This is a genomic window from Alkalihalobacterium elongatum (assembly GCF_019024285.1).
GTDB classification, from domain to species: Bacteria; Bacillota; Bacilli; order Bacillales; family Bacillaceae_F; genus Alkalihalobacterium; species Alkalihalobacterium elongatum.
Window position 1 is genome coordinate 103,795 of the sequence record NZ_WMKZ01000006.1, and the last position, 19,603, is coordinate 123,397.

Here is a 19,603-nt window from a genome sequence, read left to right on the forward strand (position 1 = left end):
CTCTCACTCCATAATATTAGTTTCATACAAATGTGATCTTAAGCTCGTCTCTGCTTTTTCTCTATCTTCATTCGTACGAAAAGTTAATCGCAGAACACCCATAATATCTTCGCGTGTCTCGATAATACGGATATTTGTTATACTTATATTCTCTTTCGCCAATATCCCCGTTATATCAGAAATAACCCCTGGATGATCGGGAACATCTACATATAAGTCATAAAACGCAGGGATAGCACCTTTTTTATGGATCGGAAGACCATCTCTAAATTTCTTTGCATGGTCAAAATATTGATGAATTTTATCATCCTCTTCTTGCTCAATGAGCACCCTTACGTAATTCATCTCTTCTTGCCATTTATCTAATAAGGTAATTAAACTCTCCTTATTATGGATAAGAATATCACGCCACATGACTGGACTGCCCGAAGCAATCCGCGTTATATCACGAAAGCCTCCAGCTGCTAATCTTGAAATTAGCGGATCTTCCTCTTCAATTTTTGCAACTTGATGGACGAGGCTTGCAGCAACAATATGAGGAAAATGACTAATTGCTCCTGCAAGTCGGTCGTGCTGTTCTGGAGACATCTCAATAAAACGTGCTCTTGTCCCTTTCAACCAATTTTGCAATTGAATGACCTTGTTCATATTCGTTTGTTCAACAGGAGTAAGGATGTAGAAGGCATTCTCAAATAAATGAGATCTTGCCGCCTCAACCCCACTTTTATGTGATCCAGCCATAGGGTGACCGCCAATAAAAGTTACGTCCATTTCTTTTAGACAAGCTGCACTTTGGAATATTCGTTGTTTTGTACTACCGACATCCGTAATGATTGCACCAGGTTTCAAATCATAATTAGAAAGATCTTCGAGTAGCTGTTCCGTTTTAGTAACTGGTGTGGCTAATATAATTAAATCTGCATCTTTTACCTCAACCCGAATTGAATCAGCTGCGTCATCTATTACTTTTAAAGAGAGTCCCATTTTAACTTGTTGTTCATTTATATCATAGCCAACCATATGGACATCGTGCTCTCTTTTAATAGCTAATGCAATTGAGCCTCCAATTAAACCTAGACCGATAACAAATACTTTGCGCTTCTCCACAATAAAATCCCCTTCTAGCCTACAGAGTTCACTTTTCTTTCTTCAAGCCAAGCTGAAAGTTCCTGAATAATTCCCGCGTTTTCTTCTTGACTTCCTACTGTAATTCGAGCACACGTCGGAAAGCCAAGTGCATTTCCAGAACGAATAATGTAGCCTTTTTTCAATAGAAAATTAAAAATCTCATCACCTTGGATACCAAAATCGATTAGGAGAAAATTCGTTTGTGTTGGATAGTATTTCAAACTATATTCCTCACAAAATTGAACGTATTGCTCTATTCCTTCTAGATTTTTCTCATAACAATCCTTAATAAATTGTTGGTCATCTAGAGCCGCAATCGCAGCAGCATGGGCAAAAGTTGTCGTGTTAAATGGTGGCCTAACTGGCTCTACTAATGAAATGACCTCTTTATTGGCAATCCCATATCCAATTCGAAGGGCTGCCATACCATAGGCTTTAGAGAATGTTCTTAGAATAACTAAGTTATTATATTGTTCAAGTAAAGGAACAGTTTGTGGGAAATCAGAAGCAGTTACATATTCATAATAAGCTTCGTCAGAAACGACCAGTACATCTTTTGGGACTTTAGCTAAAAATGTTTTAAACACGTCTTCATTTACATATGTACCCGATGGATTGTTCGGATTACACACCCAGACAATTCTCGTATTTTCATCGATCGCTTCAAGCATCGAATCTAAATCATGAACACCATCAATTGAAGGAACTTCACGAACTTCAGCACCCTCAATTACAGCATTTAGTTTATATTGTGAAAATGTAGGATCCGCTGTAACTGTATTTGTTTCTGGTGTTAGGAAAGTTCTACAAAGCAATTGAATGACCTCGTCTGATCCGTTTCCAAATACGAGTTGATCAGGGTTAACATTCACAAATTGTGCCACTTTATTTCTCAGTTCAGCTGCATAACCGTCAGGATAAATAGCAGTTTGATTAGCAACCTGTGAAATCGCCTCACCAACTTTCTTTGAAGCTCCAAATGGATTTTCATTAGAGGCAAGCTTAACAACCTTCTCTAATCCTAATTCACGCTTTACTTCTTCAATTGGTTTTCCAGGTTTATAGGCTGGAAGCCCGATGACTTGTGGTTTTGCTTTCACCTGTAAGCACCTCTTTCTATGTATTCATTAGTATAGCTGGTTTAATGCTGACAAACGCGGAAGCGCCTGTTCATGACACTAGAGCTAGACATCAGCTTAAAATTATCCTTCCATATCTTCATTCAAAAGCTAAGGCTTTACGCCTTAGCTTTTGCTATACTATCCAAGGTTAAACAAGTCCATTAAGATAGTATAGAAATAGTTTTGAGGCTGACCCATTCATGTAGACCCCTCTCGTTACCTAATTATTCATTGCCTACTCTTAATTACGCAATGATCAATTATCCGTTGTGGTGTCTGACACTTCGATTTCGAGTCAGCCTCTATTTATAAGTTGACTTACTACAAAAACTCTTTAGTGGTTTACAGTGAGAAATCTATAATACTATGTTACGATGAAACGAGTGAAAGGACAAACCTTTTTATGTGAAAAAGTCCATCTTTTCTTAATTTTTCATCTTTAAGTAGTTCCTCCACCTGCTCAATCTCCCGAATAATTGCACTTCCGACAATAACACCGTCACAATAAGGTTGAAGCTGCTGCACCTGCTCATTATTTGAAATTCCAAAGCCAACAACTACTGGCACTTTACTATACGAGCGTACATCTTCTAAAAATTCATATACTTTCGGATGAAATTCATTACGAACTCCTGTTACACCTAATGACGAGACACAATAAATAAATCCTTGTGCTGATTGAGCAATCTTTTCAATTCTTTGTTTCGATGTTGGTGCAACGAGTGAAATAAATTGTAAGTCGTTATCTTGACACAATTGAGCAAGCTCTTCACTTTCTTCATATGGGATATCAGGAACGAGTAACCCATCTACCTGACACTCTCTCGCTTTATTCATAAATTCACGTTCACCGAATTGAAGGACAGGGTTGTAATACGTAAATGCAATAACGGGAATTTTCAAACCTCTCTCCCGCATAATAGGGACGAGTTCTAACCCCTTCTCAAGTGACATTTTCTGTGCTAATGCCCGCTTTGCCGCTCTCTGAATTACAGGTCCATCTGCAAGTGGATCTGAATAAGGGATACCAAGTTCAAGCGCATGTGCACCCGCTTCTTGTAAAGTTAGCGCCAATTCGATCGTTGCTTCTGGTGTTGGATCACCAGCCATAATAAAAGGAATGAATAGTGGTTGATCTTGTTTTTGAACGTATTGTTGAAATCGTTGCATTATTCTTGGTCACCTCGCTCTACTTTCATTAACGTATGAACATCCTTATCTCCACGACCTGATAAACATACAAGAATTACTTGATCACTCGTTAAATGTTTTGCCCGTTCAAATGCTTTTGCTAAAGCATGAGCACTTTCTATCGCAGGAATAATTCCTTCTGATACGGATAGTTTTTTCAAGGCCTCAAGTGCTTCTTCGTCTGTAACCGCTTCATATGATGCACGCTCAATACTCGCTAAGTACGCATGTTCTGGCCCAACCCCTGGATAATCAAGTCCTGCCGAAATGGAATAAGGCTCAATAATTTGTCCATTTTCGTCTTGAAGTAAGTAGGTGAGTGAACCGTGGATAACACCTTTCGTTCCTTTCGTGATTGTTGCAGCATGTTGATTCGTTGCTACTCCTTTACCAGCAGCTTCTACGCCTATCAGTTTTACTTCATCGTTCAAGAACGGATAAAACATACCAATCGCATTACTTCCACCGCCAACGCAAGCAACGATTTCATCAGGTAAACGCCCTTCTACTTCTAGCATTTGCTTTTTAGCCTCATCACCTATAATTCTTTGAAACTCACGAACCATTTTCGGATATGGGTGCGGCCCGACTACCGAACCTATTAGGTAGAAAGTATCTTCTGCGTTTCCAACCCAATAACGGATCGCTTCGTTGGTGGCGTCTTTTAAAGTTTTACTTCCTGACGTGGCTGGAATCACTTCTGCTCCAAGTAGTTCCATACGAAATACATTTAATTTCTGTCTTTCAATATCTTCTTCTCCCATAAATACTTTACACTCTAAACCAAAGCGTGCCGCAATTGTAGCCGTTGCAACCCCGTGTTGTCCTGCACCTGTTTCTGCGACAATTTTCTTTTTCCCCATTCGTTTGGCAAGAAGTGCTTGCCCCATGGCATTATTTAATTTATGTGCACCCGTATGAAGTAAATCTTCACGTTTCAAATAGACTTTTGCGCCGCCTAACTCTTTAGAAATATTTTCAGCGTAAGTTAAAGGCGTTTGTCGTCCTGCATACTCTTGTAAATGATGGTGGTACTCTTCAAAAAAAGCAGGATTTTGTAGAGCTTCATCGAGCGCCTTTTCTAAATCTTCAATCGCATTCATTAATGTTTCAGGCACAAATTTACCACCGAACGGTCCGAATCTGCCTCGTTTATCTGGATAATTGGTTATCATAATATTTAATCCTTTCTTCGATCTGTTCGATCAATGCGTTATCTTTTATTCCGTCCTTTTCTATTCCACTAGAGATATCAATTCCATCTGGCTGATAGGTTAATAACTCATCAACATTATTAGGATTAATTCCACCTGCTATATAAACGGGTCTTTTTAATAATTTACCTTGCTCAATGTATTTCGGAATATGACCCCAGTCAAATGTTATTCCAGTTCCCCCCCATTGGCCTTTTACTTTACTATCAATAATAAAAGCCTCCACATATGGGGCGTAGTCTAACATCTCTTGCCATGCTTCTTCTTTATGATGAATGACTTTCCATATCGGTTTATTCACCCTCTGCTTGATTTGTTGAACAAGCTCTGGTGTCTCATGACCATGACATTGAATAATATCAACTGGTATTTTGGATACTACCTCTTCTATTTCAGAAATCGTGGCATTAACGAATAATGCAACGATTTGTTTTTTATGATTAAATGGAACACTTTTAAGCCAGCAGTTAACATCATCAGCTTTTACCTTTCGCTTACTTTCAGCAAACACAAAACCGACAAAATCAGCATTCGAATTTAGAACATTCTTCGTATCATCTATTGAGTGATTCCCACAATATTTAAGCTTCGTTTGCAACCGTTTCTCCTCCAAATAATGATTGAATTCCTGCTGCAGGAGTATTGGCTCTCATTAGCGACTCCCCAACTAAAATGCCGTTAGCCCCTGCTTTATAAACACGTTCAACGTCAGCATGGGTATGGATACCACTTTCGCTAATAAAAAGACTATCTTTTGGAATGAGCGGACTCAGTTGTTCTGTTTGCTCCAAGGACGTTTCAAACGTTTTTAAATTCCGATTATTTACACCGATGATTTTTGGGGTAAACACTGAAAGTACTTCTTCTAGTTCTTCCCTTGAGTGAACCTCTACTAAACACTCAAGTCCTTTTTCATACGCGATCATATATAATTCCTTTAATTTTTCTACTTCAAATATACCTGCTATCAACAGAATAGCATCTGCTCCAATACGAACACTTTCCTCAATTTGTAAAGGGCTAATGATAAAATCTTTACGTAAAATCGGAAGATCTACTTCTTCTTTAATCCCGGTTAAATAACTTCTGTGCCCTTGAAAATAAGTCCGATCCGTCAATACAGAAATTGCATCGGCCCCACTCTCTTCATATGCTTTACCAATTTCTACAGGATGAAAGTTTTCTTTAATCACTCCTTTAGAAGGGGAAGCTTTTTTCACTTCAGCAATTAAACCTACTTTTCGATTAGGTAGAGAAAGGTGCTTAAAAAGAGATTTTCTTTCAACAAATATGCCTGGCGGTAATACTAATTGATCAAGTTCTTCCATTTTTGTTTCTATAATTTTCTTAAGCATCGATTCTCTCCACCTTTTTTTCTTGTAAAATATTAAATTGGTTATAAACCGTTCCGTTAGCTAACGCTTTTTGGGCTTCTGCTACACCTTCTTTAACAGAAGAAACTTTATTGGCAATATACAAGCCTGCTCCTGCATTAAAAGCAACAATATTTCGAGCTGCCTCATTCTTACCGTTTTGGAAAACGTTTAAGATCATATTTGCACTTTCTAAAGGTGTATTTACTTGGATATCGCTTAAAGGACCTCTTGGTAATGAAACATCTTCTGGGGTAAGAACATATTTTGTTATTTCCCCATGGTTCAATTCCGTTACAAATGTATTCGTACTAATTGAAATTTCATCTAAGCCTTCTGCCCCTGTTACGAGCATCGCTCTTTTAACACCCAACTCTCTTAGTGTCTGCGCCATTAGTTCACCGTACTTTTCATCAAAGACGCCTATTAATTGAGCTTCTGCGTTTGCAGGGTTTGTTAATGGACCTAATAAGTTAAAGATAGATCTGAAGCCTAATTCCTTTCTAGGGGTTGCAACGTTTTTCATCGCGACATGATAAAGAGGTGCAAATAAGAAACTCATTTTCTTTTGTTCAAGTACATGGGCAGCTTCTTCAGGTGTCGTTTGAATTTCTATATTCAAATGTTCTAATACATCAGCACTGCCACTATTTGAAGAAACTGATCGATTACCATGCTTTGCTACAATTACACCTAGCGAGGACAATACAATTGCTGTAGCTGTTGAAATGTTAAATGTTTTGGCGTGGTCGCCTCCTGTACCACATGTGTCGATTACACCTTTCTCATTGTGCGGAATCGATATAGCATGCTCTTTCATTGACTTTGCAAAACCGACCATTTCCTCTAAAGTCTCTCCACGAAACCTCAATAATGTTAGCAAGCTAGCAATTTGACTATGAGTCGCTGCGCCTGTCATAATCTCATCCATTACTGATTTTGCTTCTTGCTCTGTTAAATGTTCCCCACGAATACATTTTTGCAAAATGTCTTTAAACATTGCCAATCGCCTCCTCCGCGTTTTTCTTAACCATTGCCTCCGCTAATTGAACAGCATGTAAAAGTGCTTTTGCTTTATTTCTCGTTTCTTCATATTCATTTTCTGGTATAGAATCTGCAACGATGCCAGCACCTGCTTGCACATAAGCTTTATTGTTTTTAACAACTAATGTCCGTATTGCGATACAAGAGTCGATATTCCCGTCAAAACCGAAGTAACCAATTGCACCTGCATATATGCCTCGTTCTGTTGGTTCGATCTCTTTTAAAATTTCCATCGCTCTAATTTTCGGTGCTCCAGACACCGTTCCAGCAGGAAATGATGAAGAAAATGCTCGTAAAGGATGGATGCCTTCTTGTAACCTACCTGTCACTTTAGAGATAATGTGCATGACGTGTGAGAAATTTCCTACCTCAAGTAAAACTGGTGTCTCAACTGACCCGTATTTAGCCACACGACCAATATCATTTCGCGCAAGGTCCACAAGCATATAGTGTTCTGCACGTTCTTTTTCATCGTCTAATAAATCTTCAGCAAGCGCTTGATCTTCCTCTACCGACTTTCCACGAGGCCTCGTTCCTGCAATTGGATGAATTTCAATGTGTCCGTCTTGAATTTGTACAAGTCGTTCTGGAGAACTACCAATAATTTCGTTCTCACCAATTTTTATATAAAACAAGTAAGGAGAAGGGTTTACCATACTTAATACACGATAAATATCCAAACCACTCACATTAATATCTACTTCAAATCTTTGGGACAAAACAGCTTGAAACACATCTCCAGCTCGAATATATTCTTTAATCCTCTCAACATCTGAAAGAAATTGTTCTTTTTTATAATTAGAACGAACCTTATCAAACGATACATCGACTTTATACGTCGGTGGTGGTAATACTCGTTTGTCTCTAGAGCTTTCCATCATTTGTGAGACAACATTTTTCATCGTTTGCACGGTTTTATTGTATATCCTTTCGTTTTCTTCCTCAGTTCGGCCTGAACGTGGAAGAGAAATTAAATACATTTCTTTTTTCTGATGATCATAGGCAATGACAAGTTCACAAAACATAAAGTGAATCGTCTCTTTACTAGAGTCCGTTTCGGCAAGCACTCTCTCAAATTGCTCGACAGCATCATACGATACATATCCGACCATACCGCTATGAAATGGAATCGGAAGCTTGATCGGTTTAACATCGACATACTGAGTCGCGTAGTCAAATGCTAATTGAAAAGAAGAGGTTGTATGAATGGTCGTGTCCTGTTCTTTAATATTAAACTCTTCACCTTTATTACTTAAAAACAACTTAGGATACAAACCGATAAATGAAAACCTTGACCATGGAGACTGTTCACCCTTACTTTCGAGTAAGTATACAGCATCCTGCTCTAACTGACGAAAAATTTGAATGGGTGTTAACGTATCAGCAAATAGATGACTTATAATGGGGACTGTTTTAAATTGGTTGGCATCTTCTAAGTAAGATGCTAATGAAGTATTTAACATCGTTTTCACTCCTTATATCGGTGAGTGAAAATGAATGTGAGAAGTTTAGGCGGAGAAGTAGGGCCTGTTAATTTGTACTGTCTAATTATTTAAATTCTCAGCAGTATTAATTAACAAAACCAAATATAAAAAGCTGACCCAATAGTGCCAAGTTCCTCATAGTTATAAGAAATAAATATGCTATTTAAATAGACAGCATATTTATTTCTTATATAAGGATCTGACACTCTACACTAGAGTCAGCCGAATCATTAATAAACATATTAACTCTGCTCAGCTCTACTCAACTATTCATTCTCATCTCTGCTCTACTCATATCTAAACTTATCTAAAAAACTTTATCTAAAAATTACTTTAAACTATCTAATCTAAATAACTCTAATCTCAACTACCATAATCTTACCTTGAGTCTTCTTTATTTGTCAATTGTAAATCTGGTCGAAGTGAAACAGCATTCTCTAAATAAATATGCTCAACTTCACTTTGTGGTACATCTGTTTCAGCAGTTATCATCACTCTAATACACATTGGTAAACTATTTGGCACTGGAACTTCTAATGCACACATAATCGGTACAAACTTCCATCCCTCAAAGCGTCGCAATGCTTTAGCTGGAAACGTTGCAGTTAAATCATGTGTGACGGTCACGATAATTTGGGCTACATCTTCTGGTTTAATTTCATTTTTCGAAATCAATTGCTCCAACAATTTTTCGGTTGCATCCAAAATTACCTCTTCTTCATTTACCTCAACCGTTGTTGCGCCACGAATTCCTCTAATCATTTCTACTCCCCCTTAATAGACTTTAAGAGCAGCTCTTTGATCGGCTCTTCATCAACACTAACAACCTCTACTCTCCCTAGTTCTTTCATAAGGACCATTCGGATAATACCTTTTTGGGCCTTTTTATCTTTTTTCATTGTATGTAGCAATTGATCAGCATCTAAATGGTCAGGTATTTCTGTCTTATACCCTAACTTCGTTAGCCACGCTTTCACTTGATCAACTGGTAAAGAAATATCAAATTGTTGTTCACTTAAGCGCATCGCAAAAATCATACCAACAGCCACAGCTTCACCGTGGGTCATTTTACCATAACCTAATTCCTTTTCAATAGCGTGGCCTAAAGTATGACCAAAATTTAAGATCGCACGAATACCTGTTTCTTTTTCGTCTTCACTAACAACCGAAGCTTTTACAGCAATTGAACGTAAAAGGAGCTGTTCGGCTAATTCTCCTTTAATGGCTGTAAAATCATCTATATTTTCTTGTAACCATTGATAAAACGTAACGTCCCAAATTAATGAATGTTTAATTGCTTCAGCAAATCCAGATCGCCATTCATGTAACGGAAGACTTTGAAACACTTGTGGATCATACACAACTGCTTCGGGTTGGTGAAAAGCACCAACCATATTCTTTCCTAATGGATGGTTAATTCCAACTTTACCACCTACACTGCTATCGTGAGCTAATAAAGTTGTAGGTACTTGAATAAATGGTATCCCACGCATATAGGTTGCGGCTACAAACCCCGCAAGATCACCAATAACTCCACCACCTAGAGCAATAATAAGTGAATGGCGATCAAGACCTTTTTCTAATGCATACGTTTGTAAATCATAGTATTGCTGAAATGATTTCGACTGTTCACCAGAAGGGACGACATACTCAAAGATTTCAAACTGATTTCCTAATCCGTCTTTTACATCTTGTAAATACAACGGAGCAACTTGGTCGTCTGTAATAATCAGGACAGACGACACTTTTTGCTGCAATGAGTCTGGTACGTATTCTGACAATTTAAATCGAATACCTTCACCAACCCATACAGAGTATTTTTTAGAAGATGTATTTATTTGTAATTGTTCCATTAGAACAACCTCGCTCGTTCTTCGTGGCGTTCAATATTCTCCTTAATTTCATCTACACGATCACTGCCGAATTTTTCTAGAAGAGCATTAGCAATTTCCCAAGCCACAACAGCTTCCGCAACGACCGATGCAGCTGGAACTGCACAGCTATCCGAACGCTCAATACTCGCAGCAAAAGGTTCCTTCGTATCAATATCGACACTTTGAAGAGGCTTATATAAAGTTGGAATAGGTTTCATTACTCCACGGACGACAATCGGCATTCCATTTGTCATTCCGCCTTCTAACCCGCCAAGGTTGTTCGTTTTACGAGTATAGCCATTTTCTTCATCCCATAAGATTTCATCATGGACTTGGCTACCTGGTTTTCTAGCAGCTTCAAAACCAACCCCAATTTCAACACCTTTAAAAGCATTTATACTCATAATGGCTGCTGCCAGTTTTCCATCCAATTTTCGATCGTAATGAACATGGCTTCCCAGACCAATTGGAACACCTTCTATAACTACTTCAACTATACCACCGATTGAATCTCCATCTTTTTTTGCGTCATCAATAGCTTTCATCATTTTCGGTGTCGCTTCCTCATCTAAACAACGAACAGGAGATGCTTCAGAGCGTTCTTGTAAATCGTTCATAGACGAATAAGACGTATGTTCTGCTTTCACGCCACCTATTTCAAGGACGTGACCACCAACCTCTATCCCAAAAGTTTTAAGTATTTTCTTCGCTACAGCTCCTGCAGCTACACGAACAGTCGTTTCACGTGCCGAGGAACGTTCTAAAATATTTCTCATATCACGATGACCATATTTAATAGCACCATTAAGATCGGCATGACCTGGTCTTGGACGAGTCACTTTGCGTTTCATTTCTTTTTCTTCTTCTTCTGTTAATGGTTCTGCACCCATTATTTTCGTCCAGTTTTTCCAGTCGTTGTTTTCGACGACGAGGGTTATTGGCGCGCCTGTCGTTTTTCCATGGCGAACCCCACTTAATATCTCAACAACGTCTTTTTCAATTTGCATTCTTCGTCCTCGCCCATGTCCACCTTGTCTACGAGCTAAATCGAAGTTAATATCTTCAGGTAATAAATCTAGATGAGCGGGAACACCTTCGATAATGGTAGTCAACTGCGGCCCATGTGACTCTCCTGCTGTAAGGTATCTCATATCTTACTCCTCCTCCAACCTATTCTCTCTTTAGCGCTTTTATGCACTAAATTATATCATAAGTTTATTTTTTTGTCTTTTTAATTTTTTAAATCGCTGTTATTGTTGAGTGTGGATTTATACTCATTAGTGAAAATTTGAATGAATTTAATATTACATCTTTTTAAGACTAGCTTTAATATTAGAAGTTTCAGTTTATCAGAAAATTTTTAAAAGATAAAGATTGACTTCAACTATGTATATCATATTAATTACATTTTTCGATAAAAGAATGTGTCTTCTGTTTCAAATCCATAATTTGACGGATTAAATATTTGTTCTGTACTTCCTACGAAAAGAATACCACCAGGCTTCAATGCATTACTAAATTTTTGATATAGCTCGTGCTTTGCTTCTTCAGTGAAGTAAATCATAACGTTTCGGCAAACAATGAGATCAAAATCTGTATCAAAACGATCTGCTAATAAGTTTCCTTGCTTAAATTTAATCGCTTTTTTGAACTCGTCTTTAACCGTATAGCCAAGTACGTCTTTGGTAAATGCCTTTAGCAATATATCTTTTGGAACATCTTTTAATGAACGCTCCACGTAAAACCCTACCTTAGCTCGTTCTAAGATCGCTCGGTCAATGTCTGTTGCTAATATGGAAACTTGAGATAACGGCTTAAATTGACTTAAAATAATGGCCAGCGTATAAGGTTCTTCCCCAGTTGAACAAGCTGCACTCCAAACTTTTGGACGCGGAGTTCGTTGTATTAATCTGGGTAGGATTTTATTCTCTAGCACTTCCCATCGTTTGGGGTTTCGATAAAACTCTGAAACGTTGATTGTCATCCGCTCTAAAAATTCATTGAATAATCTTTCATCCTTTAACATCGCCTGAAAATAACTAGTAAAGTCACTATATCCTCTCTTGTCTCGAAGTGAAGATAATCTCCGTTTCATCTGTGCTTCTTTATATAAATTTAAATCAATCCCTGTTTTTCTTTTTATGCTATCTATAAACTGTTTATAATCACATTTCATTTCTTGAGCCCTCTCTAAAAACAAAACTTATTTATTACTTTTTATCATAGTTTTACGCATATAACTACCAAAAATTATAAGAACGTTTTTATATCATAATGGGGGTATATTGCTCTCCTATCAAGCTGGAGATATGATGGGGAATGGAAGAGGTAGAAAAAAGAAAAGGCATCTAATGCTTAGACGCCTTTTCCACTATAATTAAACCCACTTACTAATTGTTTTATCGTATGTGTTTAATTCTTCCTCTTTAAAGAAGATACCGATTTCACGAACTGCGCTCTCTGGAGAGTCTGAACCATGAATAACGTTCATTGCAACTTGTGCAGCAAAATCACCACGGATAGTACCAGGTGCAGCGTCTGCAGGGTTAGTAGCACCCATCATCGTACGTGCAGTCGAAATAACTTTTTCCCCTTCCCAAACCATTGCAAATACTGGTCCAGAAGTAATGAAATCAACTAACTCACCAAAGAAAGGACGCTCTTTATGCTCAGCGTAATGAGTTTCAGCAAGATCTTTTGTAACCGTCATCAATTTTGCACCTACTAAATTAAAACCTTTCTTTTCAAAGCGAGAAACGATTTCTCCCACTAAGTTACGTTGAACTCCATCTGGTTTAACCATTAAAAACGTTCTTTCCATTATAAAACCCTACCTCTCATTTTTCATGTTATGTACAAGCCTTTTCGATTATATCAAATTTGGACGAATTATACAATAAAGTGAAACATTATAGAAGAATTATAATATATAGACAAATAACCCTTTAATACTTTAAATGAGAAATGGTGCCAGGCACCTTTTTGAGGTACCTGGCACCATTGACGACACCATTGTATAAAGATTACTTCATAAATTCCGATTTGTAGAGCTTCTGATATTCTTTATTTCATATTCTATATCCGTAACAAATTTAAATACAACTAGTAAATGTCACAATGAAAGAAGACGCTTAGAAAAATAGAAACAAAAAAACGCATGAGTATTCGTCAGAACACCATGCGTAACTTTTCAATTTAATATTTCTATTTAAACAAGCAAAAGTTTTATTAGAACTTTCGTTTTCCTATGTATCTTGCAATTTCAAGTAAATACTTTTTAGCATCAATGTCTGGGAGATCCTTTAAACACTCAAATGCTTTTTCTAAATATTTATCACTTATTTGAAGAGAAAATTCAATACCGCCTGAATTCTTAATAGCGTCTATTACTTTTTCTATATCTAATTTATCAGCATATGGATCATCGAGAGTTTCCATAATTATCCTTTTAATTTCAGGATCCTTGTCCATTGCAAACAATGCAGGTAATGTTACGTTTCCTTGAAGTAGATCACTACCAGCAGGTTTCCCTAACTGCTTTTCTGTTCCAATGAAGTCTAAGACATCATCCGTAATTTGGAAGCTCATCCCGACAAAATATCCAAAATAGTAAAGTCGTTTTTGAATATGTAATGGTGCATTGGCTGCAATAGCTCCTAATTCACAACTTACTGCAATTAATAGTGCCGTTTTTCTTTTTATTCGTCGTAAGTAATTTTTAAAATTTTGATTCCAATTGTATTGATCACGGATTTGTTCTACTTCACCAATACACATCTCCAACATCGCATAAGAGAGAATTTGATGAATCCTTGGATTTTCAAAAAAAGTGACTAGCTCCTGTGCTCTCGCAAATATATAATCACCAGTATACATTGCGACACGGTTATCCCACTGTGCCTTTACGGTTCGTTTCCCTCGACGAGTCTTTGCGTCATCAATTACGTCGTCATGAACTAATGACGCCATATGAATGAGTTCGAGTGGAACCGCAATATTTTTTAATGAATGAATATCATAATCACCAAATTTCCCCGCTAACAAAACGAAGACAGGTCGTATTCTCTTCCCACCTGCTTTGAGTAGTTGAGTGGAAGCTTCACTTAGAGTCGCATGGTCTGCTTGAACTGTCGCTTCTAATTCTTTTTCGATGATGTTAATATCCTTCTGTAATTTATAATAAACGTCTGCTAATTTCATTTCTTCCACCCTAAACTACATGGAATGACTATGGTCAAAAGCACTCCATAATGAAATAGTTTGTACCTTCTTTTTTAAATATCCTAGTTCATAAGCTAGTTGATAATAATAATTTAATCCTTTTAGCATTTGATTATTTAAGTCGTACGATAATCCTTGGAAATATTGTTCCCAGAACAGGTTTGTTCCACCAAAGTTATTTTGAATACTTTTAATCATTGGTCGATATTTAATATCAATGCTTTTCATTTTACTATTGATAAATTGTTCGTATAAAAACCCTAGCTTCTCCGTCTCAGTCTGGAGCACTTCATTTCTTACTGCAAATACTGCGTAAGTCATAGGCAGACCAGTATGTTCATACCATAATTGTCCGATATCATACATATAAAAGTGATCGGATTTATTCCACACGGTTTTAATCGCATCATCTCCTATGAGGAGACACGCATCGTGTTTTTCAAGCATCGTTTCAAAATTTGGCTTCATAACTTCATAATCTACAGAAAACTCATAGAAACGTTCTAATATGATCTTAAGTAAATGTATAGTTGTTGCTGAACTTGATGTTAAAGCAATTGACTTCTCGTTCAATTCTTCAATCGGTACTTTTGAAAATAAGAACAATGACCCTACGCTAGAATAAGCAGACACCGATAGATTCGGTAAAAGTGTATAACGATCAAAATTTTCTCCATAGGCAAATGATGATATCCCACCTACATCAACTGCCCCGTTAGCCATACCACGGTTTAGTTCTGCTGGAATTTGTGGAACGAAACGACAATCTAGATTGTTTAATTTTTCACGATCTAGATAATAGAAAATAGGTAGTATATTCGTATACGAAATTTCCCCAATGATTAATGTCACTTTTGATCCCCCCAACGGGTAAAAAGCTCGTGGCCTACACCTAGGCTATCTAATGCCTTGCCAACTACGAAATTAATTAGGTCATCCATTGATTTTGGCATCTGATAAAAAGCAGGCATTGCTGGTAAAATTTTTCCGCCAACTTTTGATATTTTCAACATATTTTCTAAATGAATTTGATTTAACGGCGTTTCCCTTGGCACGATGATTAGTCGGCGTCCTTCTTTCAACATTACATCAGAAGTCCGTTCTAACAAGTTTTTTGACGTACCATGAGCAATTCCAGCCATTGTTCCCATAGAACATGGTATAACAATCATTCCATCATTTTGGTAAGAACCACTAGCAATAGGGGCTGTGAAATCTTGAAGGGTATGATATAAAAACTGCTCATCATTTTCTCTAAATAATTGTTTTATTACTTCATTTCGTTCTGAAGTATCTAGTTCTAGTTCTTCACGAAAAACTTGCCACCCTGCTTCTGTTACTATTAAGTGAACTTTGTAATTTTGCCTTAGTAATTCTTGTACAAGCCTTACGCCATAAATCGCACCACTTGCTCCAGTAATACCAACCGTATAAATTCCATCGAATTTTTTCATAATAGTAAGTCTCCTATAGTAAATACTAACATGACGATACTAATTATTCCATTCATTGGAAAGAATGCCACACCTACTTTAGATAAATCGTCCTCTGATATAATCATATGCTCGTACACCATAATGCCACCTGCAATAAGGACGCCTACAAGATAAATCCAACTTAATGGACTTACAAAAAACATCGCTAACATTGATATAAAGCTTAAAACATGTAGACCTCTAGCAATTTGAAGTGCTTTTTTTATACCAAAATAACTAGGGATTGAATATAAGCCAACTTTCTTATCATAATCAGCATCTTGAGTTGCGTAAATAACATCAAAACCTGCAATCCAGAATACTACTGCTAGAAATAAAAATGCAGCAACCCATGGTAGTGTTCCAGTCGTACCAACCCAACCTCCTAGAGGAGCGATACCAATTGTAATTCCTAAAACGATATGACAAGCCCATGTGAAACGCTTCGTATATGAATAAATAAACAAGAAAAACACAGCTATTGGTAGTAAATAAACAGCTAATAAATTTAATTGATAAGAAGAATAAATTAAGAGTGCGAAAGATAAAACAGTAAACGCAATTACCTCTAGTTTTGAAATTAGATTTGCGGGAATCGCACGGTCAGCTGTTCTTGGATTATGTTTATCGATTTTTTCGTCAATTAACCTGTTTAATGCCATAGCTGCACTTCTTGCCCCAACCATTGCTAATGTGATCCATATCCACTGGTGAAGTGTCGGCCAAGAGCCGTTCACCATTATACTGCCTACAACTGCACCTAAAAATGCAAATGGCAAAGCAAATACCGTATGCTCGAATTTAATCATTTCCAAGATGATTTTTATTTTTCTAATCACTTTATTTTCCCCAATTCTACTTCTCTCTTTGAAGATTACTATTTTATTCCTAAGTGCATGGCGCAAACCCCGCCTGAATACGATTTAACTTGTACATCTTTAAAACCAGCTTGCCGGAACATATCTGCCAGTTTTTCTTTCCCTGGAAAATTCAAAGTCGATTCTTGCAACCATGAGTATTCATCATAACTTTTTGCAAAAATCTTACCGAATATAGGCATGATAAATTTAAAATAAAATAGATATAATTGCTTAAATCCAATAAGTGTCGGTTGAGACGTCTCTAAACAAACGACTTTTCCACCTGGCTTAAGTACACGATTCATCTCTTTTAAAACAGTTATATAATCAGGTACATTTCTTAAGCCAAACCCGATCGTCACATAATCAAATTGATTGTCTTCGAATGGAAGTTCCATCGCATTTCCATGTAGAAGTTCTACTTGTGACAGTTTTGCATCATTAACTTTTTTCTCTCCAATTGTTAGCATATTCTTGCTAAAATCTAAACCGTAAACCTTTCCTTTAGGTCCAACAGCTTCTGCCATAGACATCGTCCAGTCCGCTGTTCCACAGCACACATCTAGAGCATGACTACCTTCTTTTACTTGAATTCTTTTCATTGTATCTTTACGCCAAGCTTTATGGCGTTGAAAACTTATAACAGAATTCATCATATCGTACTTTTTATAAATCGACTCAAAAACTTGGTGTACTCGTTGTTCTTTTGTTTGTGTCATTATTTACCCTTCTTCCGCAACTTTTTCACTGTAGTTTAATGGCGAGAAAAGTCGTTCCATTTGTTTCATTATAACATCATGTTTAAGGATTGGGTCCTCCGAAATCTTCTCAATCCGTTCTTTAGACTGATAAATTTTACGATCAATAAGTGTTAATACCTCATCTTTTGTTAGGTTTCTTCGATCTGGAGTACTGTTTTTATGGTCATTTAAGAGAGCTCGTATGATTGGTAACTTTCTTCCCTCTAACCATTGAGATCGTTCAAAGATCATTCTTTTTAAAAAGAAAAATTCAGAGATTAATTGCTTCCATATAGATAATTTAAAATGTTCTGCTATGTTTTGAAGAATAGCAGATTCGATTGAGCTTATATCTCGCTGAACTCCTTCAAAGGTTAGGTTTTCATCTTGGTAGATATTCATTTTATGCTCATTGATCTCTTGAATGGATAAACTAAATAAGCGGATCATGGAAATTTGTCCCGCATTTGCCAGCAAATAATAATACAAGCTGCTAAAATAATCACCAGCTAGTACAGTCAATTGACGATTTTTTTTCACATAGTCTGAATTAATTTTATTGAGGGAGACTTTTTCGTGTGTGTCTAGGGCTGCATCTACTAATGTGGAAGCTAATGCAAAATCTTTTATGTCCTTCGCAGGTAAATGCTCTGATAACATCGCATATAAGAATCGAAGCTTGTCTTCATCGATCATCGGTTTTTGTATATATTTTTGTAAAAATGTGTGTTCAGTGAGCGAAAAAAATTTTTGTTTACATTCGTTCACAATTTCATTAAATTCATTCATTTGTATAGTCCCCCGTTAATCTTTTGTTGCTCTCGTTATTTTTCTGTATTCATTAACGTCGAACTATATTATATCATAATTGTAAAACGTCAATAAACACGTTTACAAAAAGTCGCTTTGTTTTCCTTATGGAAGCTGTACCTTTTTTATGAAATACTAAAAGAAAGCAGGTAAACCTGCTTTTCTAAACTTCTGTATCCATTTCACCATGACTTGTTTGAATAACTGCCTTCCCTCGTACTTTAATTGCAGAGGTGTGCTCTGTAAATTGTGCAATCATGACTTCACCTTTATCAAGTTTTTCTAGATGGTGGAAGCGCGTATCAGAGCCTCTCGTTAAACCGATTACATTTACTCCGTCTTCCTTTGCTTTAATTAAAATAAAATCTTGTGCCGAACTCATTCAAAAGCCCCCTTCTAGGTCTTTTATTTCTTAAGAGCTTTAATATAAATAAACTATCCCTTATTCCTTCCTATTTGTCAATGACACAAAGTACTACTTAATCTTTAATAAAAGATAATACTTCAGCACGCGCTGATGCATCTTCAGCAAACGTTCCTCTTACAGCGGAAGTAACGGTTTTAGATCCCGGTTTTCTAACACCACGCATTGTCATACACATATGCTCTGCTTCTACCACGACAATTACGCCATGAGGTTCTAACTCACTAACCAACGAATCTGCAATCGTTGAAGTAATTCTTTCTTGTAATTGAGGTCTTCTTGCAACAGCATCAACCGCACGAGCTAGCTTACTTAAGCCCGTTACTTTTCCACCTCGTGGAATATAGCCAACATGCGCTTTTCCAAAGAAAGGCACTAAATGGTGTTCGCACATTGAGAAAAATGGAATATCCTTAACAAGTACGATCTCCTCGTGGTCTTCACCAAATACTGTTTGAAAATGTTCAGCAGGGTTCTCGTTTAAGCCACTAAACACTTCAGCATACATTTTTGCCACTCGTTTAGGTGTATCTTGTAAGCCTTCGCGACTTGGATCTTCACCAATTGCTTCAAGTATCATCGTAACTGCTTGTTGAATTTTTTCTAAGTCAAATTTATTATCCAATATAAATGCCTCCATTCAA

Annotated in this window: 21 protein-coding genes; all 21 read right to left on the reverse strand. The window is 37.0% G+C overall.

Annotation, left to right across the window (positions count from 1 at the left end; genetic code table 11):
• Nucleotides 1–3: 3 nt before the first annotated feature.
• The 21 genes from GKP30_RS09725 to folE all read right to left on the reverse strand — a co-directional run bounded on the left by GKP30_RS09725 (nucleotide 4) and on the right by folE (nucleotide 19,584).
• A complete protein-coding gene (locus tag GKP30_RS09725) occupies nucleotides 4–1,107 on the reverse strand; it encodes a prephenate dehydrogenase (protein WP_216829238.1) in 1,104 nt (367 codons plus the stop codon).
• 14 nt (nucleotides 1,108–1,121) lie between these two features.
• Nucleotides 1,122–2,228, reverse strand: a complete 1,107-nt coding sequence (gene hisC, locus GKP30_RS09730) for a histidinol-phosphate transaminase (protein ID WP_216829239.1) — start codon at nucleotides 2,226–2,228, stop codon at nucleotides 1,122–1,124.
• 390 nt (nucleotides 2,229–2,618) lie between these two features.
• The gene (gene trpA / locus GKP30_RS09735; protein WP_216829240.1) at nucleotides 2,619–3,419 is read right to left on the reverse strand and encodes a tryptophan synthase subunit alpha; all 801 of its coding nucleotides are present in this window, start codon (nucleotides 3,417–3,419) and stop codon (nucleotides 2,619–2,621) included.
• The gene (trpB, locus tag GKP30_RS09740) at nucleotides 3,419–4,615 is read right to left on the reverse strand and encodes a tryptophan synthase subunit beta (protein WP_216829241.1); all 1,197 of its coding nucleotides are present in this window, start codon (nucleotides 4,613–4,615) and stop codon (nucleotides 3,419–3,421) included. Before trpB ends, trpA begins: the two co-directional genes overlap by 1 nt.
• On the reverse strand, nucleotides 4,593–5,252 hold the full coding sequence (locus GKP30_RS09745) for a phosphoribosylanthranilate isomerase (protein ID WP_216829242.1): 660 nt from the start codon (nucleotides 5,250–5,252) through the stop codon (nucleotides 4,593–4,595). Before GKP30_RS09745 ends, trpB begins: the two co-directional genes overlap by 23 nt.
• Nucleotides 5,236–6,009 (reverse strand): indole-3-glycerol phosphate synthase TrpC, encoded by a 774-nt coding sequence (gene trpC, locus GKP30_RS09750; protein WP_216829243.1) that lies wholly within the window; start codon nucleotides 6,007–6,009, stop codon nucleotides 5,236–5,238. The genes GKP30_RS09745 and trpC overlap by 17 nt, the downstream gene beginning before the upstream one ends.
• Complete coding sequence (trpD, locus tag GKP30_RS09755) at nucleotides 6,002–7,027, reverse strand: anthranilate phosphoribosyltransferase (RefSeq protein WP_216829244.1); 1,026 nt, start codon at nucleotides 7,025–7,027, stop codon at nucleotides 6,002–6,004. Before trpD ends, trpC begins: the two co-directional genes overlap by 8 nt.
• Entirely contained in the window at nucleotides 7,020–8,534 is a 1,515-nt protein-coding gene (gene trpE, locus GKP30_RS09760; protein WP_216829245.1) for an anthranilate synthase component I, read from the reverse strand. Before trpE ends, trpD begins: the two co-directional genes overlap by 8 nt.
• 399 nt (nucleotides 8,535–8,933) lie before the next feature.
• Nucleotides 8,934–9,317, reverse strand: coding sequence for a chorismate mutase (gene aroH, locus GKP30_RS09765; protein ID WP_216829246.1), 384 nt, complete (start codon nucleotides 9,315–9,317; stop codon nucleotides 8,934–8,936).
• Between the two features lie 2 nt (nucleotides 9,318–9,319).
• Nucleotides 9,320–10,408, reverse strand: coding sequence for a 3-dehydroquinate synthase (gene aroB / locus GKP30_RS09770; RefSeq protein WP_216829247.1), 1,089 nt, complete (start codon nucleotides 10,406–10,408; stop codon nucleotides 9,320–9,322).
• Nucleotides 10,408–11,580, reverse strand: coding sequence for a chorismate synthase (gene aroC, locus GKP30_RS09775; RefSeq protein ID WP_216829248.1), 1,173 nt, complete (start codon nucleotides 11,578–11,580; stop codon nucleotides 10,408–10,410). Before aroC ends, aroB begins: the two co-directional genes overlap by 1 nt.
• Nucleotides 11,581–11,831: 251 nt before the next feature.
• Complete coding sequence (locus GKP30_RS09780) at nucleotides 11,832–12,605, reverse strand: CheR family methyltransferase (RefSeq protein WP_216829249.1); 774 nt, start codon at nucleotides 12,603–12,605, stop codon at nucleotides 11,832–11,834.
• Nucleotides 12,606–12,806: 201 nt separating this feature from the next.
• The gene (gene ndk / locus GKP30_RS09785) at nucleotides 12,807–13,250 is read right to left on the reverse strand and encodes a nucleoside-diphosphate kinase (RefSeq protein ID WP_216829250.1); all 444 of its coding nucleotides are present in this window, start codon (nucleotides 13,248–13,250) and stop codon (nucleotides 12,807–12,809) included.
• A 407-nt stretch (nucleotides 13,251–13,657) separates the two neighbouring features.
• The gene (hepT, locus tag GKP30_RS09790) at nucleotides 13,658–14,629 is read right to left on the reverse strand and encodes a heptaprenyl diphosphate synthase component II (protein WP_216829251.1); all 972 of its coding nucleotides are present in this window, start codon (nucleotides 14,627–14,629) and stop codon (nucleotides 13,658–13,660) included.
• Nucleotides 14,630–14,644: 15 nt separating this feature from the next.
• Nucleotides 14,645–15,502 carry a menaquinone biosynthesis protein gene (locus GKP30_RS09795; RefSeq protein WP_216829252.1) on the reverse strand — a complete coding sequence of 286 codons (858 nt, stop codon included), beginning with the start codon at nucleotides 15,500–15,502 and terminating at the stop codon, nucleotides 14,645–14,647.
• Nucleotides 15,499–16,104 (reverse strand): UbiX family flavin prenyltransferase, encoded by a 606-nt coding sequence (locus GKP30_RS09800; protein WP_216829253.1) that lies wholly within the window; start codon nucleotides 16,102–16,104, stop codon nucleotides 15,499–15,501. Before GKP30_RS09800 ends, GKP30_RS09795 begins: the two co-directional genes overlap by 4 nt.
• Nucleotides 16,101–16,934 (reverse strand): UbiA-like polyprenyltransferase, encoded by an 834-nt coding sequence (locus GKP30_RS09805; RefSeq protein WP_236035007.1) that lies wholly within the window; start codon nucleotides 16,932–16,934, stop codon nucleotides 16,101–16,103. Before GKP30_RS09805 ends, GKP30_RS09800 begins: the two co-directional genes overlap by 4 nt.
• 68 nt (nucleotides 16,935–17,002) lie before the next feature.
• A complete protein-coding gene (locus tag GKP30_RS09810; protein ID WP_216829255.1) occupies nucleotides 17,003–17,704 on the reverse strand; it encodes a demethylmenaquinone methyltransferase in 702 nt (233 codons plus the stop codon).
• Nucleotides 17,705–17,707: 3 nt separating this feature from the next.
• A complete protein-coding gene (locus GKP30_RS09815) occupies nucleotides 17,708–18,514 on the reverse strand; it encodes a heptaprenyl diphosphate synthase component 1 (RefSeq protein WP_216829256.1) in 807 nt (268 codons plus the stop codon).
• Nucleotides 18,515–18,698: 184 nt separating this feature from the next.
• A complete protein-coding gene (mtrB, locus tag GKP30_RS09820; protein ID WP_216829257.1) occupies nucleotides 18,699–18,917 on the reverse strand; it encodes a trp RNA-binding attenuation protein MtrB in 219 nt (72 codons plus the stop codon).
• Nucleotides 18,918–19,014: 97 nt separating this feature from the next.
• Complete coding sequence (folE, locus tag GKP30_RS09825; protein WP_268884682.1) at nucleotides 19,015–19,584, reverse strand: GTP cyclohydrolase I FolE; 570 nt, start codon at nucleotides 19,582–19,584, stop codon at nucleotides 19,015–19,017.
• Nucleotides 19,585–19,603: the final 19 nt, after the last annotated feature.

Excerpts from the sequence above, each read along its gene's own strand:
- trpD (WP_216829244.1), bottom strand. The coding sequence starts at position 7,027 with ATGTTTAAAGACATTTTGCAAAAATGTATTCGTGGGGAACATTTAACA.
- GKP30_RS09815 (WP_216829256.1), bottom strand. The coding sequence starts at position 18,514 with ATGAATGAATTTAATGAAATTGTGAACGAATGTAAACAAAAATTTTTT.
- trpE (WP_216829245.1), bottom strand. The coding sequence starts at position 8,534 with ATGTTAAATACTTCATTAGCATCTTACTTAGAAGATGCCAACCAATTT.
- trpC (WP_216829243.1), bottom strand. The coding sequence starts at position 6,009 with ATGCTTAAGAAAATTATAGAAACAAAAATGGAAGAACTTGATCAATTA.
- GKP30_RS09805 (WP_236035007.1), bottom strand. The coding sequence starts at position 16,934 with ATGATTAAATTCGAGCATACGGTATTTGCTTTGCCATTTGCATTTTTA.
- trpB (WP_216829241.1), bottom strand. The coding sequence starts at position 4,615 with ATGATAACCAATTATCCAGATAAACGAGGCAGATTCGGACCGTTCGGT.
- aroB (WP_216829247.1), bottom strand. The coding sequence starts at position 10,408 with ATGGAACAATTACAAATAAATACATCTTCTAAAAAATACTCTGTATGG.
- trpA (WP_216829240.1), bottom strand. The coding sequence starts at position 3,419 with ATGCAACGATTTCAACAATACGTTCAAAAACAAGATCAACCACTATTC.
- hepT (WP_216829251.1), bottom strand. The coding sequence starts at position 14,629 with ATGAAATTAGCAGACGTTTATTATAAATTACAGAAGGATATTAACATC.
- aroC (WP_216829248.1), bottom strand. The coding sequence starts at position 11,580 with ATGAGATACCTTACAGCAGGAGAGTCACATGGGCCGCAGTTGACTACC.
- GKP30_RS09810 (WP_216829255.1), bottom strand. The coding sequence starts at position 17,704 with ATGACACAAACAAAAGAACAACGAGTACACCAAGTTTTTGAGTCGATT.
- aroH (WP_216829246.1), bottom strand. The coding sequence starts at position 9,317 with ATGATTAGAGGAATTCGTGGCGCAACAACGGTTGAGGTAAATGAAGAA.
- GKP30_RS09780 (WP_216829249.1), bottom strand. The coding sequence starts at position 12,605 with ATGAAATGTGATTATAAACAGTTTATAGATAGCATAAAAAGAAAAACA.
- ndk (WP_216829250.1), bottom strand. The coding sequence starts at position 13,250 with ATGGAAAGAACGTTTTTAATGGTTAAACCAGATGGAGTTCAACGTAAC.
- GKP30_RS09800 (WP_216829253.1), bottom strand. The coding sequence starts at position 16,104 with ATGAAAAAATTCGATGGAATTTATACGGTTGGTATTACTGGAGCAAGT.
- mtrB (WP_216829257.1), bottom strand. The coding sequence starts at position 18,917 with ATGAGTTCGGCACAAGATTTTATTTTAATTAAAGCAAAGGAAGACGGA.